Source organism: Actinomadura sp. NTSP31 (assembly GCF_041951385.1).
GTDB classification, from domain to species: domain Bacteria; phylum Actinomycetota; class Actinomycetes; order Streptosporangiales; family Streptosporangiaceae; genus Spirillospora; species Spirillospora napierensis.
This window is the reverse complement of record NZ_JBGNUT010000007.1, coordinates 115,277-138,795: the sequence shown is the minus strand read 5'-3', so window position 1 is coordinate 138,795 and position 23,519 is coordinate 115,277. Positions and strand designations below refer to the sequence as shown.

Here is a 23,519-nt window from a genome sequence, read left to right as displayed (position 1 = left end):
CGAGTCCGGTATGACTGACGCGTGAGCTGGAAGGTCTGGGTGCCGGCGGCCGTGCTGCTCGTCGCGGTCGCCGGGGGCGGGGCGTGGGCGTTCGGCCTGCTGCCGTCGCCGTCGCCGTGCCGGAGCGGGACCGTGGAGGTGTCCGTCGCCGCGCAGCCGGAGATCGCGCCCGCGCTGCGGGACGTCGCGTCCCGGTTCACCGTGGAGCGGCACCGGGTCGGCGGACGCTGCGTCCGCGTGCGCGTGACCGCCGTCGCCCCCGCCGAGTTCGCACGCCGGTCCGAGCTGCGGCGGCGCACGGACGCCTGGGCGCCGGAATCGTCGCTGTGGCTCGGCATCGTCCGCGACGCGGGCGACAGGAGCGTTCCGCAAGGCGGGACGTCCCTCGCCGTCACGCCCGTCGTGCTAGCGACGACCCGTCCGGTGGCCGGCGAACTCGCCGCCGGCCACGTCGCGATGAGCTGGAAGCTGCTGCTGAAGTCCAAGGTCGACGGCCTGGGCCTGGCCCGCAAGGCGGCGGACCCGGGCGTCGGCATCAGCGGGATGGTCGCGATGCTCGCCCTCGACCAGGTCGGCGGCGAGACCGGCGACGTGGCCGGCGACCTGCGCAGATCCGCGCCGTCACCGGCGGACGACGCGGCCGGCGGCGCCGCGGCCGTGCTCGCCGGACTCACCGCCGCCGAACGCTACGACCGTCCCCTCGTCGTCACCACCGAGCAGGCCGCCATCGCCTACAACGACGCCCACCGCCCCAACCCGCTCGCCCCGATCGTCCCGGACGAGGGCACCCTCATGCTCGACCACCCGTACGCGGTCACGGCCCGCGACCGGCGGCACCGCGACGCGGCGGCGGCCTTCGGCGACGCGCTCGGGACGCGGTCCGCCCGCGACACGCTCCAGCGCGCCGGATTCCGCGCACCCGACGGCACCTTCGGCGACGCCCGCGCCCGCGAGCACGGACTCCCCGCGGCGCCGCCGAAGGCCCTGCGCTTCCCGACCCGCAAGGAGATCGACCGGGCCCTGGCGTCCTGGAAGGCCTAACGCACCTCGATGAACGCGTCCGCGCTCCGGGGCGGGCGGTCGCGCGGCGGCGCGGCCGGGTGGCCGACGCCGACGGCGCCCATCGGATCCCACTCGTCCGGCAGGTCCAGGGCCTCGCGGACGACGTCGCGGCAGAACATCGTGCTGGACACCCAGCACGACCCGAGGCCCTCCACCGCCAGCGCGACCAGCAGGTTCTGCACGCCCGCGCCGGTCGCCACGACGAACATCTCGCGCTCGGCGGCGGCGCGGCGCGCGTCGGGATAGTCGTGCGAGCCGTCCATGACCAGGCACGGGACGACGAGGTACGGCGCGCGGCGCAGCACGTCGCCGCGCCGCAGCCGCTTGGTGACCGACTCCTCCGGGAAGCCGTCGCGGCGCAGGTCGCCCTCCCAGGCGTCGCGCATCGCGTCCAGCAGCCGGGTGCGGGACTCCGCCGACTCCAGCAGGACGAACCGCCACGGCGTGGTGTGGTGCGGCGCCGGCGCGGTGATCGCGGCGGCGACCGCGCGCCGCACCGCCTCCGGGTCGACGGGGTCGGCGGTGAACTCGCGGATGGTGCGGCGCGCGTGCAGGACCTCCGCCGACCCGTACCGGAACATGTCCTCGGCGGGCGGCCGGACCAGCTGCCGCGCCCCCGGCCCGTCGTCGGCCGTGACCAGGTGCGACAGCCCCCGCACGACCGCGATCGGCACCCCGTCGAGCTTGCCCTTGACCAGCTCGCCCGCCGCCGCGATCTCGTCCGCGACCGCCGTGATGGTGGCTTCGAGCCGGTTGCCGTACCGGTCGTCGCTGCCGCGCAGGTCGCTGAGCGGCGCCAGGCCCGCCACGCCGATCGCCGCGTCCGTCAGCCCGTTGCGCCACGGCCGGCCGAGCGTGTCGGACACGATGACCGCGACGTCCCTGCCCGTGCGCTCCCGCACGCCCGCGCGGATGCGCCGCGCGGAGGCGTCGGAGTCCTCCGGCAGCAGCAGCACGGTGCCGGGCGCGGTGTTGGACGCGTCCACCCCGGCGGCGGCCAGCACCAGGCCCTGCCGCGTCTCCACGATCCGGGTCTCGCCGCGCGCGTGCCTGCGCCGCGCGACCACCCGCACCGTCTCGGCGTCGATCGCCTTCTCCCGGTCGCCCGCGACCAGGACCCGGCCCTCCGCCTTGCTCACGATCTTGGACGTGACGACGAGGACGTCCCCGTCCTCGACCAGGTCCGCCGGGACCAGCGCGGCGATGTCGTCGCCCTCGCCGACCTCCGGGAGCCCGGGGATCCCGAACACCCGCAGGCCCGCGGGCCCGTTCCCGCCCGTCATGCCGCCTTCTTCAGTTCCAGGGCCAGGTCGAGCGCCTCGCGCGCGATGGCCGCGGTCGCCTCCGGGTCGCTCATCAGCAGCGGCCGGGGCCGGATCTCGATGCCCTCCACCCGCACGTCGCCGTCGGCCTCGTCGACGAGCCAGCCGTCCAGCAGCCCGAGCCCGTAGTGCTCGGCCACCGCCTTCGCCGAGGTCTCCACCCCGATCGCGGTCAGGCACGCGTCCGCCATCCCGCGCACCGGGGCGCCGCCGATGATCGGCGACACGCCGACCACGGTGTTCGCCGCGACCGCCTCCCGGATGCCGGGGATCGCCAGGATCGTCCCGATGCTGACGACCGGGTTGGACGGCGGGAACAGCACCACGTCCGCCTCCTCGATCGCCTTGAGCACCCCCGGCGCCGGCGTGGCCCCGTCGGCGCCGACCGGCGCGATCGACAGCGCGGGCAGCGACGCCCGCAGCCGCACCCACCACTCCTGGAAGTGGATCGCGCGCCGGCCGTGCTCGGGGTCGTCCACGACCACGTGCGTCTCCACCTGGTCGTCGGTCATCGGGATCAGCCGCACGCCCGGCCTCCACCGGTCGCACAGCGCCTCCGTCACCGACGACAGCTTGTACCCGGCCTCCAGCATCTGCGTCCGGACGATGTGGGTGGCGAAGTCGCGGTCGCCGAGCCCGAACCAGCCGGGCCCGACGCCGTAGGCGGCCAGCTCCTCCTTGACGGCGAACGTCTCGTCCGCCCGCCCCCAGCCCTGCTCCTCGTTGATCCCGCCGCCGAGGGTGTACATCACGGTGTCCAGGTCGGGGCAGACCCGCAGTCCGAACAGGGAGATGTCGTCCCCGGTGTTGCCGATGACGGTGATCTCCGCCTCGGGGGCGGCGGCCTGGAGCCCGCGCAGGAAGCGGGCTCCCCCGATGCCGCCCGCCAGCGCCACGATCCTCATGCCGATCAGCCTAGGCCGTACCGGCGGCGCGGCGGCTGCGAGCCCGGCTTTCTCGCGGTTTGGCGGCGGGCGGGGGACAGAGACGTCCGTGGGCGGGATGTGCAAAGCTTTGCGTGTCATCCGATTGCCTCGGTCTGGAGAAGCCACCGTGAACAAGGAAGCCGTCCAGCGCCTGCGCGAACCGGCCGCCTGGGTACTGCTCGCCGCCGCGGGCGTCCAACTGCTCGCGGGCATCCTCCTGCTGCTCGGCGGGCGCGGCGCCTTCACCTATCGCGCGTTCGAGGCCGCCACGGACTCGCTGTTCACGCAGGTCGTCTGCGTCGGGCTCGTCGTCCTGGCGGTGCTGCTGGCCACCTGGGGCGCCGTGACGCCGCAGGCGCGCACCATCACCATGGGCGCGCTCGGCGTGCTGGGCGTCACCGCGCTGTTCGCCGTCGTCTCCTGGCTGAGCGCGATGGCCGCGGACGGGCTGGGCGCGCTCACCAAGCTCTCGGTGTTCCTGGCCGGCGGCGGCAAGATCGCGGTGATCGGCATCGGCGCCTGGTTCGTCTTCACCGTCTTCCAGGGCATGCAGCCGGCCCGCCCGCAGCCGCAGATGCAGCAGGGCTACCCCGACTACGGCTACCAGCAGGGGCAGCAGTTCGGGCAGCAGGGCTACGGCCAGCAGCCCTACCAGCAGTACCAGCAGTACGGCCAGCAGGGCGCCGAGGGCCAGCAGTACGGCCAGCAGGGCGCCGAGGGCCAGCAGGCCGCCCAGCAGCAGGGTCAGCAGCAGTACGGGCAGCAGCCCTACCAGCAGTACGGGCAGCAGCCTTACCAGCAGTACGGCCAGCCGCAGCCGGGCCAGCCCGGCCAGCCGCAGGCCGGGCAGGGCCAGTCGGGCGAGCAGCCGCAGCCCCAGCAGCCCGCCGACCAGCAAGAGGAGATGGGCGAGTGGACCCGGGCCTACGGCGGCTCCGGGGATGCCGCGCAGGGTCCGCAGGGCACCCAGCCGGGTCAGCCGCAGGGCGAGCAGCGGCCCGAGGAGGGCGGCGACTGGTACCGCGACAACCGGCCCCCGCCGCCGCAGTGACCGCGCGCCGTTCCGCGCCCTGACCCGCCGATTAACTGATCTTCATCTGAGGTTCGGCGAGCGGTTCACCACATAACCCGCCATGCCGCCCTGGAAACTCGTTCCGCTTGACGGGGCGGGCGCTACACGCGTGTAATTTCGTCGGTGTAGTTTCGATGCCTTCTCGGGGGAGAGATCTTGAGAACGGCATTGACCAGGGGGTTCCACGGGCAGGAGGTGCGCTGTGAGCGAGGTCGTCATCCCGCTGGCGCACGGCACAGACGGCGAAGAGTTGGGCTGGCAGGAGCGCGCACTGTGCGCGCAGACGGACCCGGAGGCGTTCTTTCCGGAGAAGGGCGGCTCCACTCGGGAGGCCAAGAAGGTGTGCCGGGCGTGCGAGGTGCGGACGGAGTGCTTGGAGTACGCGCTGCAGCACGATGAACGTTTCGGTATTTGGGGGGGACTGTCCGAACGCGAACGCCGCAAGCTGAAGCGCCAGGCCGTCTGACGCGCACGACCCGCGGGTCACCGGCGGGCAGGGTTCGCGGGCGCCGAAGGGGAGCGGCGCCGCGCTGAGCCCCTCCCGGACGCCCGCGGCGGCCGCGGCGTCGCCCGGATCCGGGGGATCCGGAGCGTGCCGGCCCGGCCGCGCGTACAGTTATCAGCCGTGGCGGCCCCCCGGGCCGGCACGGCTGCTGCGTACTCGGCAGGAAAACCGTCGTCCCACAGATCGAGCGATCCTTGGCCCCCACACTCGATCGCCATGTCGTCACGGCCGTCCTCGTCGCCCACGACGGCGCGCGCTGGCTGCCGGAGACGCTGAAGGCGCTGCTGACGCAGGCGCGGCCGGTGCAGCGCCTGGTGACCGTGGACACCGGAAGCCGCGACCGCGGGCCCGCCGTCCTCGCCGAGGTGGTCGGCGCGCGCGACGTCCTCACGCTGCCCCGCACCACCGGCTACGGCGAGGCCGTCGCGGAGGCGCTCCGCCAGGACGCGGCGTCCGCCCCCGTCCCCGTCCCCGACGACGATCCGGGCCGCCTTTACCCCAACCAACCGACCCCGGCCGACGTCCCGGCGCGGACCGAGTGGATCTGGCTGCTGCACGACGACTCGGTGCCCGACCACGACGCGCTCGACCGGCTGCTGCGGACGGCCGAGGCCGACCCGAACATCGCCGTCCTCGGCCCCAAGCTCCGCGACTTCGACGACCGGCGCGTGCTGCGCGAGGCCGGCACGTCCGTCGACGGGGCCGGGCGCCGCTGGACCGGCATCGACCGCCGCGAGTTCGACCAGGGCCAGCACGACGGCGTCCGCGACGTGCTGGCCGTCTCCAGCGCCGGGATGCTGGTGCGGCGCGACGTGTGGGACCGGCTCGGCGGCTTCGACGTCGAGTACGGCATCTTCCGCGACGACCTCGACTTCTGCTGGCGCGCGCACGCCGCCGGGCACCGGGTGGTCGTCGCGACCGACGCGGTCCTCTACCACGCCGAGGCCGCCCGCCGCGGGCTGCGCCGGATCGGCATGACCTCCGACCACCCGCTGCGCCGCGACCGCCGCAACGCGCTCAACACGCTGCTGGCGAACCAGCCGTTCCGCGCCATGCTGCGGACGCTGGTCCGCAACATCTGGACGTCGCTGGTGCACGCGCTCGTCCTCACGGTCACCAAGCGGCCCACCGCCGCGCGCGCGGAGCTCGCCGCGCTCAACGACGTCCTGCGCGACCCCGGCCGGCTGCGGCGGGCCCGCGCCGCCCGCGCCGAGGGCCGCGCGCGCGTGCACCGCAGCGTCCGGCGGTTCCAGCCCCGGATGGTCGTGCTGCGCCGGATCGCCGAGGGGATCTCGGAGTTCTTCGCCGCCCACGAGCACGACCGCGAGTCCGAGGACGAGATCACCGACGAGCCGGGGCCGATCCGCCGGCTGCTGGCCCGTCCGGGCGTGCTGGTCGTGCTGGCGCTCGCCGCGGTCACCGCCGCGGCGGAGCGATCGCTGATCACCGCCGCCGGGCGGCTCGGCGGCGGCGCGCTCGTGCCCGCATGGGGCGGCGCTAGCGACCTGTGGGAGCAGTACCTGGCCGGCTTCCACCCGGTCGGGCTCGGCACCGACGCGGGAAGCCCCCCGTACGTCGGGTTCCTGGCGCTGCTGTCGACGGTCCTGTTCGGCAAGCCGTGGCTGGCGGTGGCGGTCCTGCTGCTCGGCAGCGTCCCGCTGGCCGGGCTGACCGCCTACCGCGCGTCCCGGGTACTGGTGCTGGAGCCGCCGCGCAGCGGGCGCCGCGCCCGCAAGAGCGGCCGCCGCATCCCCGTCTCCGCCGTCCGCGTGTGGTTCGCCGCCGTGTACGCGCTGCTGCCCGCCGCGACCGGCGCCATCGCGGGCGGACGGCTCGGTACCGCGGTCGTCCTCGTCCTGCTCCCGCTGATCGCGCTGCAGGTCGCCCGCATGTACGGGCTGCCGCGGTTCGCCGCCGACCCCGCCACGCTGCGCAGGCGCGCCGGACGCGCCGCCTGGGCGGTCGCGCTGCTGCTGACCGTCGCGACGGCGTTCGTCCCGCTCGCGTGGCCGCTGGCCCTGGCGGGCGGCGGGCTGGTCTGGGCGCTGTTCGACCGGCGCCGCCGGCAGGACCGCCGCAACCTCGTCATCGCGCTCGGCGCGCCGCCGCTGCTGCTGTTCCCCTGGACGGTCGGGCTGCTGCTGCACCCGTCGCGGTTCCTGCTGGAGGCGGGGCTGAACCGGTCGTTCGAGCCGGCGACGGCGGCCGAGCTGCTCGCCCTGAACCCCGGCGGCCCGGGGACGCCCGTGTGGTGGACGCTCGCCGGGCTGTTCGCCGCCGCGGTGTGCGCGCTGCCGCTGCGCGGCCGCCGGACCGCCGTCCTCGCGGGCTGGCTGCTGGCCGTCGCGGGGCTGCTCGTCGCGATCCTCACCGGCGCCGCCACCGTCACCAAGGGCGCGGACGCGGCACCGGCCTGGCCCGGCGTCGCGCTGGTCTTCGCGGGCGCGGGGGTGCTGCTGGCCGCGACCGCCGCCGTCCAGCGCGGCACGGAGGTCCTCGCCGGCAACCATCTGATCTACAAGGCGGGCGGCGCGGTCGTCGTCCTCGCCGCGCTCACCGCGCCGCTGCTGGCGGCGGGCGCCTGGGTCGTCCGGGGCGCGGACGGTCCGCTCGGGACGGTCGGCGCGGACACCGTCCCGGAGTTCGTCAAGGAGCCCGGCGGGCCGCGCACGCTCGTCCTGCACGGCGGGCCGTCCGGACGCGTCGCCTACACGCTGCTGCGCGGCGACCGCCCGATGCTCGGCGAGGCCGAGACGCAGGCGGACGGACCGGGCGAACGGCGCCTGGACCGGCTGGTCGCCGGCCTCGCCGTCAACCGCGAGGGCGACGACGGGCCCGCACTGGCGCGTATGGGCGTCCAGTACCTGGTGGTGCCGCACCCCGGGTCCGACCCCGTCACCAAGGTCCTGGACGCGGCGCCCGAACTCACCCGGCTCAGCCGGACGGGCACGTTCGCGGTGTGGCGCCTGCAAGGGAACTCCGCGCGCATGATGCTCCTGCAGGGCTCCACCATCACGCCGCTGCGGGCGGGTAAGACCGGCGCCCGCGTGCGCATCCCGGCGGGCACGGGCGCCCGCACGCTGCTGCTGGCCGAACCGTCCGACGGCGGATGGAAGGCGAAGCTGGACGGCCGCGGCCTCAAGTCGCGGACCGTGGACGGATGGGCGCAGGGCTACGACGTCCCCGCGTCCGGCGGCGAGTTCACGCTGGAGCGCGGCATGCGGATGCGCCACACCTGGCTCATCGTCCAGGGGGTGGCGGTGCTGCTCGTCGCCGTGCTGGCGCTGCCCGGCGCGCAGGCGGACGCCCTCATGTCGAGCGGCGACCGCCACCGCGAACGGCGCGAGCGGCGCGGCAGGCGGACGAGGCGCGGCGGGCACCGGGCCCGCGTCCGCCACGAGCCGACGCCCGCGCTCGCGCCCGCGCCCGCGAAGGAAGAGCCCGTGAAGGAAGACCCTGCACCGGACGAGCCTGTGAAGGAACCGGCGCCGGAACCCGAGCCCGAACCCGTGGCGTCCGAGGAGAGCTGAGATGGAGAAAGTGCTGAAGCTCCTCGGCATGCGCTACGCCGTCGCCGCCCTCGTCCTGGTCGGCCTCGCCGCGCTCTACGGAGCCGCGTCGTTCTCCCGCCCGGGCAATGCCGAGGAGAAGTACCGGAGCGAACCGGTCAACGCCGCGGTGATGGTCTGCCCGGGCCACGAGGGCGGCCGCGTCAGCGTCCAGTCCCTCCGGCAGAAGCGGACCGGCGGACGCCTCGACGTCACCGACACCCGCGGCGGCTCCCCGCTCGCCTCCATGACCGCGCCCGGCCAGGGCTGGGACAAGGACATGGGGACGACCAAGGACGCGTTCACCGTCCGCGCGACCGGCGCCCTCGCCGCCGGGCTGGAGGCCGAGCAGACCACCTACTGGCCGCACGGCGACGACCGCGGCCTCGCCAACGCCCGCTGCGCCCGTCCCGGCACCGACCTGTGGTTCCTCGGCCCCGGGCCGCTCGCCGCCGACGGGCTCGACCTCTACCTCACCAACGTCGACGCGCAGCCGGCGTCCGTCGACCTCGCCGCGATGTCCGGCGAGGGGCCGCTCGACACCACCGAGGGGCGGGCCACGCCCGTCGCCCCCTACAGCACCAGCGTCATCAAGATCGGCGGGCAGCCCGAGGGGCTCGGCGACATCGTCGAGACCGCGCGCGACCTCGCCCTCAACGTGCACACCACCGCCGGACGCGTCGCCGCGTCGCTGCGGGTGCGGATCGGGAAGAAGAAGGGCGTCGAGTGGCTGCCGCTGTCGCCCGAGCCCGCCGCGTCCCTGGTCGTGCCCGGCGTGCCCGGCGGCGACGGCCAGCGCCGGCTGCTGCTCGCCGTGCCCGGCGAGACGGACGCGCGGATCAAGGTGCGGGCCGTCACCGCCGGCGGCGCGTTCGCCCCGCAGGGGCAGGACGAGGTGGACGCGCCCGCGCAGAGCGTCACGGCCATCGACCTCGCCGGCGCCCTGTCGGGCCGGGCCGCGGCCGTCCGGCTCGACTCCGACCAGCCGATCATCGGCGGCTTCTCCGCCGCGCGCGGCGCCGACGTCGCCTACGGCACCGCGACCGGGCCGCTCGGCGGCGCGTCCGGCGCGTCCGCGGTGATCGCCGACGACCGGTACGACGCGTCCGTCACCCTCACCGCGCCCGCCGGCGCCGCCGCCGTCCAGATCACGACGATGGACGGCCAGGGCGCCGGCTCCCCGCAGAACGTCCGGATCGCCGCCGGGCGGACCGTCGAGACGAAGCTCCCCCCGCCCCGCGACGGGGACGACGACAAGGGATACGGCGCCGTCGTCACCGTCCAGCCCGGCTCGGGCCCGGTCTACGGCGCCCGGACGATCGCCAAGGGCAAGGGCGACGGCTACCTGTTCACCGTCCTGCCGCTGATGCCCGCGCCCACCGCCGTCCGGCTGCCGCCGACCGACGACAGCCAGACCGCCCTGACGCCCTAGCCGGCGCGCTAGTCGTCGGGGGAGTCGTAGCTCGGGTCGACGGACTCGGGGGACAGGCCGAGGAGGTCGGCGACCTCCTCCACCAGCAGGTCGCGCACCAGCCGGCCGAGCTCCTGCTCGCCGGACGCGCGGGCCTCCACGGGACGCCGGAACACCACGATCCGGACGGGCCGGCCGGCCTCGCCCGGGACGGTCCGGCCGAGCGGCACGGGACCGTCGAACCACGGCTCGACGTCCGGCACCTCCTCGACGCCGAACTCCACTCCGGCCAGCTCCCGGCCCCAGCGCGCGCCGAGCCGCCGCACCTCGTCGTGGACGAGGTCGTCGAACCTCTCCGCGCGGGACCGCGAGATCGGCGCCTGCGGGGGTGTCAGAGGGCCACGGAGGCCGCGACCGTGCCGATCGCGGCGCCGCACGCCTGCCGGACGGGAACGCACCTCACCAGGGTACCTCCCGCCGCACGCGAATCCCTGTCCCCGCCTGAGGAACACCTGCCTCCACCCCCGCAACACGGTCCTGGCGACCCGGACACGTCCCGCACGGTGAGAGTTCAGGTCCACACGGTATGTAGTTGTTACCCCGGAAATCAGCCGGTAACGGCGACACGTGCGGCCGGGTGGTGGCGGAGGCGGCGGGAGCGAGGTACGGTCGGCCATCGTGAGCCCCGTCCGCACCTGCTCCCGCACCGCCTGCAAAGCGCCGGCAGTCTTCACGCTCACGTACGTCTACCGCGACTCGACCGCTGTTCTGGGGCCCCTCGCCACGTACGCCGAGCCGCACTGCTACGACCTGTGCGCGGAGCACTCGGAGCGGCTGACCGCTCCCATGGGCTGGGAGCTCGTCCGGCTCCCCGTCGAGGAGGAGTCCGAGCCGAGCGCCGACGACCTGGAGGCCCTCGCCGACGCCGTCCGCGAGGCCGCCCGGCCCGCGCCCGGCCCCGGCCAGGAGCCGGTCGGCCAGGGCACCGAGGTCGGCCGCCGCGGGCACCTGCGGGTCCTGCGCTCCGAGCCCGCGGGCACGCAGCCGCAGGAGTGACCCCGGCCGCGCGCGGCACCGGATCGGGCCGCCGCCGCGCTTCCCGGTAGGCTCGGTGACCCCGCCATCATCCGGTCATCACTTGCGTACAGGGGAGCAGGAGTGGGCGACCTCGCCAAGATCTTCAAGGCGTACGACATCCGCGGTGTCGTGCCCGACGAGCTGGACGCCGCCGTCGCCGAGGCGGCCGGCGCGGCGTTCGTGCGGGTGACCGGGGCGGAGGCGATCGTCACCGCGCACGACATGCGCGAGTCGTCCGGCCCGCTCGCCGCCGCGTTCGCGCGCGGCGCCACCTCGCAGGGCGCGGACGTGGTCGAGGCCGGCCTCGGCTCGACCGACATGCTCTACTACGCCAGCGGCGATCTGGGCATCCCGGGCGCGATGTTCACCGCGAGCCACAACCCGGCCAAGTACAACGGCATCAAGCTGTGCCGGGCCGGCGCCAAGCCGGTCGGCCGCGACACCGGGCTCACCGAGATCCGCGAGATGATCGAGAACGGCGTTCCGGCCTACGACGGCGAGCCCGGGACGGTGTCCCGGCGGGACGTCCTGCACGGCTACGCCGACCACCTCAAGACGCTCGTCGACCTGTCCTCGATCCGCCCGCTGAAGGTCGTCGTGGACGCGGGCAACGGCATGGGCGGCCACACCGTCCCGGTCGTCTTCGAGGGGCTGCCGATCGACCTCGTCGCGCTGTACTTCGAGCTGGACGGCACCTTCCCCAACCACGAGGCGAACCCGATCGAGCCGGCGAACCTGCGCGACCTGCAGGCCAAGGTCCGCGAGACCGGCGCCGACATCGGGCTCGCCTTCGACGGCGACGCCGACCGCTGCTTCGTGGTGGACGAGCGCGGCGAGATCGTCGCCCCGTCCACGATCACCGCGCTGGTCGCGACCCGGGAACTGGCCAAGCACCCCGGCGCCCCGATCGTGCACAACCTGATCACCTCGAAGGCCGTCCCGGAGATCGTCACCGAGAACGGCGGCACCCCCGTCCGGACCCGCGTCGGGCACTCGTTCATCAAGCAGACGATGGCCGAGACGGGCGCGGTGTTCGGCGGCGAGCACTCGGCGCACTTCTACTTCCGCGACTTCTGGTTCGCCGACTCCGGCATGCTGGCCGCCCTGCACGTGCTCGCGGCCCTCGGCGAGCAGGACGGGCCGCTGTCGGAGCTGCTCGGCGAGTACACCCGCTACGCCGCGTCCGGCGAGATCAACAGCGAGGTCGCCGACCAGGACGCCGCCGCGGGCAAGGTGCGCGAGGCGTTCGCGGGCCGCCCCGGCGTTACGATCGACGAGCTGGACGGCCTGACCATCGGCGACGAGTCCGCCGGCTGGTGGTTCAACCTCCGGCCGTCCAACACCGAGCCGCTGCTGCGCCTCAACGCGGAGGCGGGCGACGAGGCGACCATGGCGGCGATCCGCGACGAGGTCCTCGCCATCGTGAGAGAGAAGTGACGCTGCTATGACCATGAAGCTGGACTCCTGGCTGCTGGAGATCCTGGCCTGCCCGAACTGCGGCGGCGAGCTGCGCGCCGACGACGCGGCCGCCGAGCTGGTGTGCACCGGCTCCTGCGGCTACGCCTACCCGGTCCGCGACGACATCCCCGTCCTCCTCGTCGACGAGGCCCGGGCCCCCGCTTCGTGAGCACGCTCGATCCCGGACGGCTGGAGGACGCGCGGGACGTCGAGGCGGCCGATCCGGACGGGATGCTGCGGCAGGTCGCCTCGTCGGCGGCGCAGATCCGGGAGGCGCGGCGCGCCGCGGCCGAGGCGGGCGTCGAGGCGCTCGCCGAGGACGGGCGGCCGCGCGCGATCGTGGTCACCGGCATGGGCGGCTCCGGGATCGCCGGGGACGTGCTCGCGGCGGTGTGCGGCCTCGGCTGCCCCGTCCCGATCACCACGGTGCGCGGGTACCGGCTGCCCGGCTGGGTCGGCGCCGCCGACCTGGTGATCGCGGTGTCGTGCTCCGGCTCCACCGAGGAGACCCTGGAGGTGGCGGCGGAGGCGGCCCGGCGCGGCTGCCGGCTGCTGTGCGTCGGCGGCGCCGGCTCGCCGCTGGCGGAGCTCGCCGCCCGCGGCCGCGCCCTGTTCGTCCCGGTGCGGTCGGTGGGGCAGCCGCGCTCCACGCTGTGGGGGCTGACGGTCCCGCTGCTGGTGGCGGCCCGCGCGCTGCGCCTGGCGGACGTCCCCGACGAGGTGCTGGAGTCCACGGCGGTCCTGCTGGAGGACGTCGCGCATCGGTGCCGTCCGGACAGCGAGCCGTTCGTGAACCCGGCCAAGCGGGTCGCCCTCGACCTCGCCGGCGACGTGCCGCTGGTGTGGGGGACGTCCCCGCTCGCCGAGGCGGCCGCCTACCGCATGTGCTGCCAGCTCAACGAGAACGCCAAGTACCCGGGCGTCTACGGCGCGCTGCCGGAGGCGGACCACAACCAGGTCATGGCGTTCGACGGCTTCTTCGCGGGCGGCGGATCCCCGGCCGATCCGGACGACTTCTTCCGCGACCGCACCGAAGACGCGGAACACGGCCTCCACCTGGTGGTCCTGCGGGACACCGACGAGCATCCGCAGACGGCGAAGCGGCGCGAGGCGTCGGTGGAGATGGCCCGGGCCCGGGGCGTCGCGGTGACCGAGATCATCGCCGAGGGGGCCCACCCGCTGGAGAGAATCGCGACAATGATCGCGCTGGCGGACTATGTCACGGTTTACTTGGCCATCACGCTGGGCGTCGACCCGACGCCCGTAACGGCCATTCAAGAGCTCAAAGCGAGGATTGCCTAGATGAGTGCTGAGGGTGGGACGAAGGCCATCATCGCGGCCCTGGCCGCCAACCTCGGAATCGCCGCGTCCAAGATGGTCGCGTTCGCGTTCACGGGGTCGTCGTCGATGCTGGCGGAGTCGATCCACTCGGTCGCGGACTCGGGGAACCAGGGCCTGCTGCTGCTGGGCCGCAAGCGCTCCGAGCGCGACCGCACGCCCGAGCACCCGTTCGGCTTCGGGCGGGAGCGCTACTTCTACGCGTTCGTCGTCGCGGTCGTGCTGTTCACCGTCGGATCGGCGTTCTCGCTGTACGAGGGGTACCACAAGATCTCCCACCCGGAGGAGGTCGAGTCGCCGATCTGGGCGTTCGTGGTCCTGATCGTGGCGATCGGGATGGAGGGCTTCTCCTTCCGCACCGCGATCAAGGAGTCGAACACGCTGCGCGGCACCAACTCGTGGTGGGCGTTCATCCGCCGCGCGAAGGCGCCCGAGCTGCCCGTCGTCCTGCTGGAGGACGCGGCGGCGCTGATCGGCCTGTTCCTCGCGCTGTTCGGCGTCTCGATGGCGGTCGCCACCGGCAACGGGCGCTGGGACGGCATCGGCACCGTCGCGATCGGCGTCCTGCTCGGCCTGGTCGCCACGGTGCTGGCGATCGAGACCAAGAGCCTGCTGATCGGCGAGGGCGTCGACGCCGAGCAGGAGAAGCGGATCATCGACGCGCTGGAGTCGGTGGAGCAGGTCGACCACGTCATCCACATCCGGACCGAGTACATCGGCCCGGAGGAGCTGCTCGTCGCCGCCAAGATCGCCGTGTACCACGACGACACCGCCGCCGAGGTGGCCCGCGGCATCGACGCCGCCGAGGCCAAGGTCCGCGCGGAGATCCCCGAGGCGGGTCTGATCTACCTGGAGCCGGCACTGGACGAGGCGGACCGCAGGAACGCCAAGGCCGCCGGGAAGGCGGCCGGCGAGAACGTCTGACGGCCCTTCACTGACGGCCCTTCACCGGCCTGCCCGGCGCGGGCCCTGCACGGGCCGGCGCGGGCGGCCGCACGGGATCCCTCGCCGGGCGGCCGGAGCCAGGTGCCGGCCGAACCCCAGCCCAGGCGAGACCGGCGAGTGCCTCCGCGGAGGCGGGCGGCGCGGCCGTCCGGCGAGGTGCTTCCCATGCTTCCCCGCCCGAACCCCTGAAACCGGGCGGTTGGCGTGACCGCGGCGACCCCGCCGAACCCCCTATGTCGGCGGTGCCGCCGTTGCGGTCACGGTTAAGACATTACGTCCGCGACGATCGTCCGCACGTCCCCCGCAAGGAGGGATCGGGGGTCGTCCTCCAGGGGGATTCCGGCCGTGCGCATACCACCGCACGGTGAGGTGATGAGCCCGGCCAGCGGTCAGTATTGAGGAGTGACCAGCGATGACAAGGCCCGGACCGGACCCGGCCCCGCGGGGTTCGGCCCAGCCGTCGCCCACCAGGCGTGGCGGCTGTCCGGCCGGATCGTGGCGGGGGTGGGGCAGCTCCTGCTGTGGATCCTCACCGGTATCGGGCGGCTGCTGCGGCCGCTGGCCGTCAGGCTCGGCGCCCGGCTGAACGGCGGCGCCGCGCGCCCGCCGGTGCCCGGTGCCCCTGGCATGCCGCCGGGGCGCGCGGCCGGTGAGACGGCGCCGCTGCCCCGCTGGATCAACACCTGGACCGACTTCACCGGCGCCTGGTACTTCGCGCCGCTCACCGGCCTCGCGCTGACGATCGCCGCGCTGGCCGAGCTGGCGCCGAGCACCGGGTCCCCGCTCAGCCTCGCCGGCGGCTTCGCGGTCGCCTCGACGCTCCCGCTCGTCTGGCGGCGCGAGAACCTGCGGCCCGTCGCGGCCGTCGTCCTCGGCGCGTTCGCGGCCGGGCTACTCACCGGCCAGCAGCTGCTGATCACCACCGCGTTCGCCGCGCTGTACACCCTGTACGCGCTCGGCCGGCAGCTGCCCCGGCAGTCCGCCGGCGTCCTCGCCGCCGGGAGCGTCGCCACCGTCGCCGTCGTGTACCTCGCCACGGGCACGCTCGACGACGTCCCGTGGCCGGCGACGGTCGTGGCCGTGCTGGCCGCCATCGGCCTCGGCGACGCGCGCCGCGCCGTCGAGTCCGCCGGCCGCACCGAGGCGGAGGCGGAGGAGCGCACCAACGAGACCCTCACCCGGCTCACCGCCGTCCAGCGCGAGCAGGCGGTCATGCGGGAGCGCGCCCGGATCGCCCGCGAGCTGCACGACGTCGTCGCGCACTCCGTCTCGATGATCGCGGTGCAGGCCGAGACCGCCCCGTACACGATGGACGACCTGTCGCCCGAGGCCCGCGCCGGCTACACCGAGATCGCCAAGACGGCCCGCGACGCGCTGGTGGAGATGCGCCGGCTGCTCAGCGTGCTGCGCGCCGACGCCAAGCCCGAACCGGACGCCGCCAACTCCCCGCAGCCCCGCCTGGACCGGCTGCCCGACCTGATCGAGCAGCACCGCGGCGCCGGCGGCGCGGTCGATCTCGCCGTGCACGGCGACCCGCGCGCGCTGTCGACGACCGTGGAGCTGTCGGCGTACCGGATCGTCCAGGAGGCCCTGACGAACGCGCGGCGGCACGCTCCCGGCGCCGGGGTGCACGTCGACCTCACGTTCCTGCCCGACCGGCTCGCCGTCCGCGTCCGCGACGACGGCCCCGCCGCGCGCACCCGGGTGCTGAACCGCGACGATCCGTCCGCCCGTACCGCGGTACTGGGCCCCTCCGGCGGGCCCGCCGGGCCGACCAGGCTGGAGGGCACGCCGCCGCAGGCCGGTGGACAGGGCGGCGGACAGGGCGGACACGGTCTCGTCGGCATGCGGGAACGTGCGACCATGCTGGGCGGACGGTTCTCCGCCGGCCCGGCCACCGAGGGCGGGTTCCTGGTGGAGGCCGAGCTTCCGCTGACGAGGGAGGGGAATTCCACCGGTGGACACGGCTTCGAGGCGCCCCCCGGCCGCCGCTGACCGGGCTCCCGCACGCCGCGGGACGGGGACCGGGCGGTGATCCGGGTGCTGGTCGCGGACGACCAGACGATCGTCCGCGCCGGGTTCGCCGCGCTGCTCGCCGCGCAGGAGGACATCACCGTCGTCGGCGAGGCCGGGGACGGCCGGGAGGCGGTCCGGCTCGCCGGGCAGGGCCGTCCCGACGTCGTCGTCATGGACATCCGGATGCCCGGCATGGACGGCATCGAGGCGACCCGCCGCATCCTCGCCCAGCCCGGCTCGGAGGGCGTCCGCGTCCTCGTGCTGACCACCTTCGACGTGGACGAGTACGTCTACGAGGCGCTGGCGGTCGGCGCGTCCGGCTTCCTGCTCAAGGACGCGACCGCCGACGAGCTGGTCTCGGCCGTCCGGGTCGTCGCGCGCGGCGACTCGCTGCTGGCGCCGCAGGTCACCGGGCGGCTCATCCGCGAGTTCACCAAGCAGCGCCGCAACCGCCCGCAGGCGCCGTCGGAGCTGTCCACGCTGACGGCCCGGGAGAACGAGGTGCTGGTGCTGATCGCGGGCGGGCTGTCCAACTCCGAGATCGCCGCGCGCCTCGTGGTCAGCGAGCACACCGTGAAGACCCATGTCGCCCGGGTCTTCACCAAGCTCGGCCTGCGCGACCGCGCGCAGGCCGTCATGCTCGCCTACGAGTCCGGCGTCGTCGTCCCCGGCGAGAACCAGAGCTGATCAGCGCCGCGGCGGCGTCCTGGCGGCTACGCCGGCGGGTAGGAGCCCGGCGGCGGTTGCGGGTAGGGCTGGCCCGGCGGCGGTGGCAGGTTGGCCGGGTGGGCGTTCGGAGGCGGTGGAGGCGGATAGGCCGGTCCGCCGTGCGGTGGGGGCGGGTACGCCGGGCCCTGGGCCGGCGGGTATCCGGGGGCCGCGTGCGGGTAGGCGGCCGGCTGGGGCGGGTAGCCGGGCTGGGGGCCGGGGTATCCGGGACCCGCGTATCCGGGGCCGGGGTGGGCGGGATACGCCGGGGCGCGGCGGCGCTTGATGGACGGGCCGAGGAACACGACGCCGGAGCCGACCGCCAGCAGCGGGCCGACGATCATCATGATGACGCTCTGCCGGCCGTCCTTGGACTTCTGCTCGTCGAACGACCGGTTCGTGGAGTGCCCGTTGCGGATCGTCGTGCAGGTGTCGCCCTGCGACATCACCCGCCCGCCGCACTTCACCGTGTCGCCCGGCATGGTCACCAGGCCGAGCAGGAACATGCCGATCCCGACCACGAGGCCGAGGACCCCGTACAACGAGTTCTTCACGTGCCGCCTCCGTCCGTCCAGCGGGATCGTAGTGGGTGCCGCCGACAGGGCGCGGCCCCCTGTCACCGGCCCCGGCCCCGGTCACCGGCCCGCGGTCACCGGCGGCGCAGCAGCCGCAGCGCCTTCTCCTTCTCGAAGTCCAGCGCACGGGCGGGCGGTGCGGACAGCCGTCCGATGCGTTCGCCCAGTTCGCGGACGCCCGCCTGCACCTGCGGCTCGGCCAGCACGCGCAGCCCGAACGCCAGCTCGGCGGGGCCGATGTCGTAGCGCTTCTCCAACGCGAGCGCGAGCGCGACGGCGCGCAGCTCGGCGTCGCCGAACCGCCGGTGGCCGCCGCCCCGCCCGGTCCCGCCGCCGGTCAGCGCGGGGTCGCGGGTCGCGGGCAGCAGCCCCAGCGTCTCCCGGTAGCGGAGCATGCGGGGCGAGGTACCGAGCCGCCGGGCGGCCTCCGTGATGCGCATGCGCCAATTCTGACAAATCCGTGTCAGAAATGCCTCTCCGACCGTGCCTCCGGCACGCCCCCGCCCGTAGACTCCCTGAGTCGGCCGGCCCGCGGGGGCCGGCTCTCGCGGACGAACGACGCGCCCCGCGGGCAAAGCGGACCTGCTGCGCACGAGCGGACCTGCTGCAAGCAAGCAGACCCTGCTGCCACAAACCTGCTGCCACGCAGACAAGGAGCAACGAAAGCATGGACTACAAGGTCGCCGACCTGTCGCTGGCGGACTTCGGGCGCCGGGAGATCCGGCTCGCCGAGCACGAGATGCCGGGCCTGATGGCGGTGCGCGAGGAGTACTCCGCCGCCAAGCCGCTGCGCGGGGCCCGGATCATGGGCTCGCTGCACATGACGATCCAGACCGCCGTGCTGATCGAGACGCTGGTCGAGCTCGGCGCCGACGTCCGCTGGGTGTCCTGCAACATCTTCTCCACCCAGGACCACGCCGCCGCCGCGATCGTCGTCGGCAAGGACGGCACCCCCGAGGACCCGAAGGGCGTCCCGGTGTTCGCCTGGAAGGGCGAGACGCTCGAAGAGTACTGGTGGTGCACCGACCAGGCCCTGCAGTGGCCGGACGGCTCCGGCCCGAACATGATCCTGGACGACGGCGGCGACGCGACCATGCTCGTCCACAAGGGCACCGAGTACGAGAAGGCCGGCGCCGTCCCGCAGGCCGCCGCGGACGACCCGGAGGAGTGGGGGATCGTCCTCGAGACCCTCCGCCGCACCATCGCCGCGAAGCCGGGCCGCTGGACCGAGACCGCCGCCGCGATCAAGGGCGTCACCGAGGAGACCACGACCGGCGTCCACCGCCTGTACGAGATGGCGAAGGCCGGCACGCTCGCCTTCCCGGCGATCAACGTCAACGACTCGGTCACCAAGTCGAAGTTCGACAACAAGTACGGCTGCCGGCACTCGGTCATCGACGGCCTCAACCGCGCCACCGACGTGCTGATCGGCGGCAAGGTCGCCGTCGTCTGCGGCTACGGCGACGTCGGCAAGGGCTGCGCCGAGGCGCTGAAGGGCCAGGGCGCCCGCGTCATCGTCACCGAGATCGACCCGATCTGCGCCCTCCAGGCCGTGATGGACGGCTTCCAGGTCACCACCCTGGAGGACGTCGTCGAGATCGCCGACATCTTCGTCACCACCACCGGCAACTTCAACATCATCTCGGCCGAGCAGATGAGCCGGATGAAGCACCAGGCGATCGTCTCCAACATCGGCCACTTCGACAACGAGATCGACATGGCCGGGCTCGCCAAGCTCGACGGCATCGAGAAGATCGAGATCAAGCCGCAGGTGCACGAGTGGCGGTTCAAGGACGGCCACTCCATCATCGTGCTGGCCGAGGGCCGGCTGATGAACCTCGGCTGCGCCACCGGCCACCCGTCGTTCGTCATGTCCAACTCGTTCACCAACCAGGTCATCGCGCAGATCGAGCTGTTCACCAAGACCGAGGAGTACCCGGTCGGCGTGTACGTGCTGCCGAAGCACCTGGACGAGAAGGTCGCCCGCCTGCACCTCGACGCGCTCGGCGTGAAGCTGACCACCCTCACCAAGGAGCAGGCCGACTACATCGGCGTCCACGTGGAAGGCCCCTACAAGCCCGACCACTACCGGTACTGAGTTGATTGCAGTGCCCTTGGCGTCAGGCCGCTAGGCGGCCTTCCTTCGGCGGGCACTGCGTGCGATCGCTGCATCGCTCCGACTCGCCCTGGGGGCTCGCTGCGCGATCAAGTTCTCGCAGGCTCGAACTTGGCTTCGCACGCGATCGCGGCGCTCGGGGTCTGCGAAGGTAGGGGCCGAAGCCAGGCAGCGTACGGCCGGGCAGGCGATTTCGCCTGTCCGGCCGCCGGTGTCTGCCCCTGTGGGCAACATTGAGGAAGACATGAGCGATATCGCGGATGTGTCGCTGGCGTATGAGGGCGTCAAGCGGATCGAGTGGGCCGACCGGAGCATGCCCGTGCTGCGGCAGATCCGGGAGCGGTTCGTCAAGGAACGCCCGCTGGACGGCCTGCGCGTCGCGGCGTGCATGCACGTTACGACGGAGACCGCGTGCCTGATCCGCACCCTGCAGGCGGGCGGGGCGAGCGTGGCGCTCGCGGCGTCCAACCCGCTCTCCACGCAGGACGACACGGCCGCCGCGCTGGTGCAGGAGGACGGCGCGGAGGTCTTCGCGCGCGCGGGGATCGACCGTGAGGGCTACTACTCGCACATCCACCAGGTGCTGGAGACCGGGCCCGATCTGGTGCTGGACGACGGCTGCGACCTCGTCAACACGCTGCACATAGACCGCACCGATCTGCTGCCCACGGTGAAGGCGGGATGCGAGCAGACGACGACGGGCGTCATCCGCCTGCACCAGATGGCCCGTGAGGGCGCCCTCCGGTTCCCCATGGTCGCGGTCAACGACACCGATACGAAGCACATGTTCGACAACCGGTACGGCACCGGCCAGTCGACGTTGGACGGCATCATCCGCGCGACCAACACGCTCCTCGCGGGCAAGACCGTGGTCATCGCGGGCTTCGGCTACTGCGGGCGGGGCCTCGCCGAGCGCGCGCGCGGACTGGGCGCCCGCGTGGTCATCACCGAGATCGACCCCGTGAAGGCGCTCGACGCGGCGTTGCAGGGGTTCGCCGTCCAGCCGATGGCGGAGGCCGCCGTGGACGGCGACGTCTTCATCACCGTCACCGGCAACCGCGAGGTCGTGAACGCCGAGCACCTCGCGGTCATGAAGGACGGCGCGATCCTCGCGAACTCCGGCCATTTCGACGTCGAGATCGACGTCCGGGCCCTTGAGGACATGGCCGTCGCCGTGCACCACGGCGTGCGGCCGCAGGCGGACGAGTACGTCCTCGCCGATGGCCGCCGCCTGGTCCTGCTGGCGGAGGGCCGCCTCGTCAATCTGGCGGCCGCCGAGGGCCATCCGGCCGCGGTGATGGACATGTCGTTCGCCGACCAGGCGCTCACCTGCGCGTGGCTGGCCGAGTCCCACGCGTCGCTGGCCGCCGCCGTCCACGACGTCCCGAAGGAGATCGACACGGAGGTGGCGCGGCTCAAGCTCGCCTCCATGTCCATCTCCATCGACCTCCTCACGCCCGACCAGGAGGACTACCTGCATTCGTGGCGTCTGGGCTCCTGACCCATGCCGTCCGGTACCTACCTTCACCTGGACGAGGGGATCGAGGAGCGCTTCCAGTGCGCCCCCGGCCCCGGCGGCTGGCGGTACGTGTCCCAGTGCCCGGACGGCCGGCGCCTCGACCTCGTCGTCGACTCGCGCTGGCGGCAGATCCGCGTCGAACTCGTCACCCCGGACTGGTGGCTGCGCGGCGGCGTGACCGGCCCGGAACTGGCGTGGGTGCGCGCGGCGGGGGAGACCGGCACCGAGCACGGTGAGCGGGCGGCGGGCTTCGTGTCCGACTCCCCGGGGTTCCTCGTCGCCGTCGCCCGTTCCCTGGAGCTGGACGAGGGCGCGGAGGCCGACATCCGCCTCGTCCGTTTGAGCGGGACGTCGCTGTCGGCGCTGACGGCCCTCTGGCGATGGCGCCGGGCCGGAACGTCGGCCTACGAGACGGACACCGGGCCGCTGTCCGTGACGGAGTACGAGGTCACCGACCTGGCCACGGGCGAGGTGGAGACGCTGCACCTGGCCGGCGACGTCGTCCTGGCCGCGTCCGGCATCGAGCTCACGGGCCTGGAGTCCCCGCCCAACCTTCTCGGGTGACCGCCGGAGCGGTCAGTCCGCGGGCCCCTGCCAGACCTTCAGGTCGATCGACAGATCACCCCCACTGTCGCCCTTCTTGGGGCGCCTCGGGTCGTCGTTGAAAATGATGTAGTACCCGGTGGTGATGTCGATGCCCTTGTATTCGCCCAGGAACGAGCCGGGCGGCTTCGGCGTCACTCCGCCGCTGGGACTCGCCGAGGGTGTCGAGGCAGCGGGCTGCGATGGGTCCGGCGTTTCCTCGGTGACGTCCTGCGGCGGTGCGGACGTCGTGGCGGCGCCTCCCGCGGCGCTGTTCCCCTTCCCGCCGCCGACCATGTTCGAGAGGACGACGAGGATCGCGAACACCAGGAGGAGCGCCACGACGCCGCCGCCCACGAGCAGCAACGTCCTGCCGTTGACGGTGCCCGCCGTCCGGCCCGGCGGGGGCGGTGCGGGCGGCCCCGCCGCGCCCGTGCTGTGCGGGGCCGTGGTGTACGGGCCGGTGGTCACGGTGCCGGGCGGCCCGGGAGCGGGGACCGCCGCGAACGCGCGCAGCGACTCGGTGACCGGCTCCGGCGGCCAGGCCGCGGCGCCGGCCGACCGCATGCCGGCGAGCTCGGCCAGCAGCTCGTCGTCGGCCGGGCGGCGGGCGGGGGCCTTTTCGAGGCAGCGTTCGATCAGCGGCCGCAGCGTTTCCGGGCAGCCGTCCAGCCGGGGCTCCTCCTGGACGATCCGGAACATGACGGCCTGCGCGTCGCCGTCCCCGAAGGGGCTGCGGGCCGTCGCGGCGAAGTAGAGCAGCGAGCCGAACGCGAAGACGTCGAGGGCGGCGGTGGAGGCGTCGCCGCGCACCTGTTCCGGGGCCATGAACTGCGGCGATCCGACGACGCCGCCCGTCCGGGTGAGGGGGGTGGCGTCGGCGGCGCGGGCGATCCCGAAGTCGATGACGCGCGGGCCGTCGCCCGCCAGCCGCACGTTGGACGGCTTCAGGTCCCGGTGGACGACCCCGGCGCGGTGGATGGCCTGCAGCGCCTCGGCGATCCCCGCCCCCAGCGTGGGCAGCGCCGCCAGGGGCAGCGGGCCCGACTCGGCGACGGCGGACGCGAGCGAGGGCCCGGGAATGTGGGCGGTCGCCAGCCAGGGAACGGGCCCGTTGAGATCGGCGTCGATGACCGGCGCGGTGTAGAGGTTCTGCACCCGCTGGGCGGCGGTCACCTCTTGGGCGAACCGGCGGCGGAATTCCGGATCGTCGGCGAATTCGGGACGGACGACCTTGATGGCCAGGTGCCGCCCGCTCTGCGTGCTGCCGAGGAATACCCTCCCCATTCCGCCGGCGCCGAGCCGGGCGATGAGGCGGTAGCCGCCGATCTCGGGCGGA

Annotated in this window: 21 protein-coding genes; 15 read left to right on the top strand and 6 right to left on the bottom strand. The window is 74.0% G+C overall.

What is annotated here, in order from left to right; genetic code table 11:
- Positions 1-21 precede the first annotated feature (21 nt).
- Positions 22-1,041 (top strand): substrate-binding domain-containing protein, encoded by a 1,020-nt coding sequence (locus tag ACA514_RS14380; protein WP_375041601.1) that lies wholly within the window; start codon positions 22-24, stop codon positions 1,039-1,041.
- On the opposite strand, the gene ACA514_RS14375 is transcribed toward ACA514_RS14380, so the two are convergent.
- Together ACA514_RS14375 and cofD are read right to left on the bottom strand one after the other, a co-directional pair.
- Complete coding sequence (locus ACA514_RS14375) at positions 1,038-2,345, bottom strand: coenzyme F420-0:L-glutamate ligase (RefSeq protein ID WP_375041600.1); 1,308 nt, start codon at positions 2,343-2,345, stop codon at positions 1,038-1,040. The two genes, ACA514_RS14380 and ACA514_RS14375, sit on opposite strands and share 4 nt — an antisense overlap.
- Positions 2,342-3,289: a 2-phospho-L-lactate transferase gene (gene cofD, locus ACA514_RS14370; RefSeq protein ID WP_375041599.1), complete on the bottom strand. Its 948-nt coding sequence runs from the start codon at positions 3,287-3,289 to the stop codon at positions 2,342-2,344. Before cofD ends, ACA514_RS14375 begins: the two co-directional genes overlap by 4 nt.
- Before the next feature lie 148 nt (positions 3,290-3,437).
- Here cofD and ACA514_RS14365 point away from each other — a divergent pair, with 148 nt between their 5' ends.
- The 4 genes from ACA514_RS14365 (at position 3,438) to ACA514_RS14350 (ending at position 9,867) form a co-directional block, all read left to right on the top strand.
- Positions 3,438-4,361, top strand: coding sequence for a hypothetical protein (locus ACA514_RS14365; protein ID WP_375041598.1), 924 nt, complete (start codon positions 3,438-3,440; stop codon positions 4,359-4,361).
- A gap of 223 nt (positions 4,362-4,584) precedes the next feature.
- Positions 4,585-4,848, top strand: a complete 264-nt coding sequence (locus tag ACA514_RS14360; protein WP_021594342.1) for a WhiB family transcriptional regulator — start codon at positions 4,585-4,587, stop codon at positions 4,846-4,848.
- Between the two features lie 233 nt (positions 4,849-5,081).
- A complete protein-coding gene (locus tag ACA514_RS14355) occupies positions 5,082-8,417 on the top strand; it encodes a glycosyltransferase (protein ID WP_375041597.1) in 3,336 nt (1,111 codons plus the stop codon).
- Position 8,418: 1 nt separating this feature from the next.
- Positions 8,419-9,867, top strand: a complete 1,449-nt coding sequence (locus ACA514_RS14350; protein WP_375041596.1) for a DUF5719 family protein — start codon at positions 8,419-8,421, stop codon at positions 9,865-9,867.
- A gap of 8 nt (positions 9,868-9,875) precedes the next feature.
- Here the strand turns inward: ACA514_RS14350 and ACA514_RS14345 are convergent, their stop codons facing one another.
- Complete coding sequence (locus ACA514_RS14345; protein WP_375041595.1) at positions 9,876-10,304, bottom strand: metallopeptidase family protein; 429 nt, start codon at positions 10,302-10,304, stop codon at positions 9,876-9,878.
- A 220-nt stretch (positions 10,305-10,524) separates the two neighbouring features.
- Between ACA514_RS14345 and ACA514_RS14340 the strand changes: the two genes are divergently transcribed.
- From ACA514_RS14340 to ACA514_RS14310, 7 genes are all read left to right on the top strand, one after another.
- Positions 10,525-10,902 (top strand): DUF3499 domain-containing protein, encoded by a 378-nt coding sequence (locus ACA514_RS14340; RefSeq protein ID WP_214618398.1) that lies wholly within the window; start codon positions 10,525-10,527, stop codon positions 10,900-10,902.
- A 102-nt stretch (positions 10,903-11,004) separates the two neighbouring features.
- Positions 11,005-12,360: a phosphomannomutase/phosphoglucomutase gene (locus tag ACA514_RS14335; protein ID WP_375041594.1), complete on the top strand. Its 1,356-nt coding sequence runs from the start codon at positions 11,005-11,007 to the stop codon at positions 12,358-12,360.
- Positions 12,361-12,367: 7 nt separating this feature from the next.
- On the top strand, positions 12,368-12,550 hold the full coding sequence (locus ACA514_RS14330) for a Trm112 family protein (RefSeq protein ID WP_285911263.1): 183 nt from the start codon (positions 12,368-12,370) through the stop codon (positions 12,548-12,550).
- Positions 12,547-13,683, top strand: a complete 1,137-nt coding sequence (locus tag ACA514_RS14325; RefSeq protein WP_375041593.1) for a bifunctional phosphoglucose/phosphomannose isomerase — start codon at positions 12,547-12,549, stop codon at positions 13,681-13,683. The genes ACA514_RS14330 and ACA514_RS14325 overlap by 4 nt, the downstream gene beginning before the upstream one ends.
- On the top strand, positions 13,684-14,643 hold the full coding sequence (locus ACA514_RS14320; protein WP_375041592.1) for a cation diffusion facilitator family transporter: 960 nt from the start codon (positions 13,684-13,686) through the stop codon (positions 14,641-14,643).
- A 423-nt stretch (positions 14,644-15,066) separates the two neighbouring features.
- Positions 15,067-16,659, top strand: coding sequence for a sensor histidine kinase (locus tag ACA514_RS14315; RefSeq protein WP_375041591.1), 1,593 nt, complete (start codon positions 15,067-15,069; stop codon positions 16,657-16,659).
- A gap of 36 nt (positions 16,660-16,695) precedes the next feature.
- Entirely contained in the window at positions 16,696-17,367 is a 672-nt protein-coding gene (locus tag ACA514_RS14310) for a response regulator (protein WP_375041590.1), read from the top strand.
- A 26-nt stretch (positions 17,368-17,393) separates the two neighbouring features.
- Here the strand turns inward: ACA514_RS14310 and ACA514_RS14305 are convergent, their stop codons facing one another.
- Both ACA514_RS14305 and ACA514_RS14300 read right to left on the bottom strand, forming a co-directional pair.
- On the bottom strand, positions 17,394-17,942 hold the full coding sequence (locus tag ACA514_RS14305) for a hypothetical protein (RefSeq protein WP_375041589.1): 549 nt from the start codon (positions 17,940-17,942) through the stop codon (positions 17,394-17,396).
- A 95-nt stretch (positions 17,943-18,037) separates the two neighbouring features.
- Entirely contained in the window at positions 18,038-18,403 is a 366-nt protein-coding gene (locus tag ACA514_RS14300) for a MerR family DNA-binding transcriptional regulator (RefSeq protein WP_344263498.1), read from the bottom strand.
- A 227-nt stretch (positions 18,404-18,630) separates the two neighbouring features.
- Between ACA514_RS14300 and ahcY (ACA514_RS14295) the strand changes: the two genes are divergently transcribed.
- From ahcY (ACA514_RS14295) to ACA514_RS14285, 3 genes are all read left to right on the top strand, one after another.
- Positions 18,631-20,061 carry an adenosylhomocysteinase gene (gene ahcY / locus ACA514_RS14295; protein WP_375041588.1) on the top strand — a complete coding sequence of 477 codons (1,431 nt, stop codon included), beginning with the start codon at positions 18,631-18,633 and terminating at the stop codon, positions 20,059-20,061.
- A gap of 262 nt (positions 20,062-20,323) precedes the next feature.
- Complete coding sequence (gene ahcY, locus ACA514_RS14290) at positions 20,324-21,580, top strand: adenosylhomocysteinase (RefSeq protein WP_375041587.1); 1,257 nt, start codon at positions 20,324-20,326, stop codon at positions 21,578-21,580.
- Positions 21,581-21,583: 3 nt separating this feature from the next.
- On the top strand, positions 21,584-22,162 hold the full coding sequence (locus ACA514_RS14285) for a hypothetical protein (protein ID WP_375041586.1): 579 nt from the start codon (positions 21,584-21,586) through the stop codon (positions 22,160-22,162).
- A 12-nt stretch (positions 22,163-22,174) separates the two neighbouring features.
- On the opposite strand, the gene ACA514_RS14280 is transcribed toward ACA514_RS14285, so the two are convergent.
- Positions 22,175-23,491 (bottom strand): serine/threonine-protein kinase, encoded by a 1,317-nt coding sequence (locus tag ACA514_RS14280; protein ID WP_375041765.1) that lies wholly within the window; start codon positions 23,489-23,491, stop codon positions 22,175-22,177.
- Positions 23,492-23,519: the final 28 nt, after the last annotated feature.

What these genes read in the sequence shown, in the direction of transcription:
- ACA514_RS14375 (WP_375041600.1), bottom strand. Translation starts at nt 2,345, where the DNA reads ATGACGGGCGGGAACGGGCCCGCGGGCCTGCGGGTGTTCGGGATCCCC.
- cofD (WP_375041599.1), bottom strand. Translation starts at nt 3,289, where the DNA reads ATGAGGATCGTGGCGCTGGCGGGCGGCATCGGGGGAGCCCGCTTCCTG.
- ACA514_RS14350 (WP_375041596.1), top strand. Translation starts at nt 8,419, where the DNA reads ATGGAGAAAGTGCTGAAGCTCCTCGGCATGCGCTACGCCGTCGCCGCC.
- ACA514_RS14330 (WP_285911263.1), top strand. Translation starts at nt 12,368, where the DNA reads ATGACCATGAAGCTGGACTCCTGGCTGCTGGAGATCCTGGCCTGCCCG.
- ACA514_RS14320 (WP_375041592.1), top strand. Translation starts at nt 13,684, where the DNA reads ATGAGTGCTGAGGGTGGGACGAAGGCCATCATCGCGGCCCTGGCCGCC.
- ACA514_RS14300 (WP_344263498.1), bottom strand. Translation starts at nt 18,403, where the DNA reads ATGCGCATCACGGAGGCCGCCCGGCGGCTCGGTACCTCGCCCCGCATG.
- ahcY (WP_375041588.1), top strand. Translation starts at nt 18,631, where the DNA reads ATGGACTACAAGGTCGCCGACCTGTCGCTGGCGGACTTCGGGCGCCGG.
- ahcY (WP_375041587.1), top strand. Translation starts at nt 20,324, where the DNA reads ATGAGCGATATCGCGGATGTGTCGCTGGCGTATGAGGGCGTCAAGCGG.
- ACA514_RS14285 (WP_375041586.1), top strand. Translation starts at nt 21,584, where the DNA reads ATGCCGTCCGGTACCTACCTTCACCTGGACGAGGGGATCGAGGAGCGC.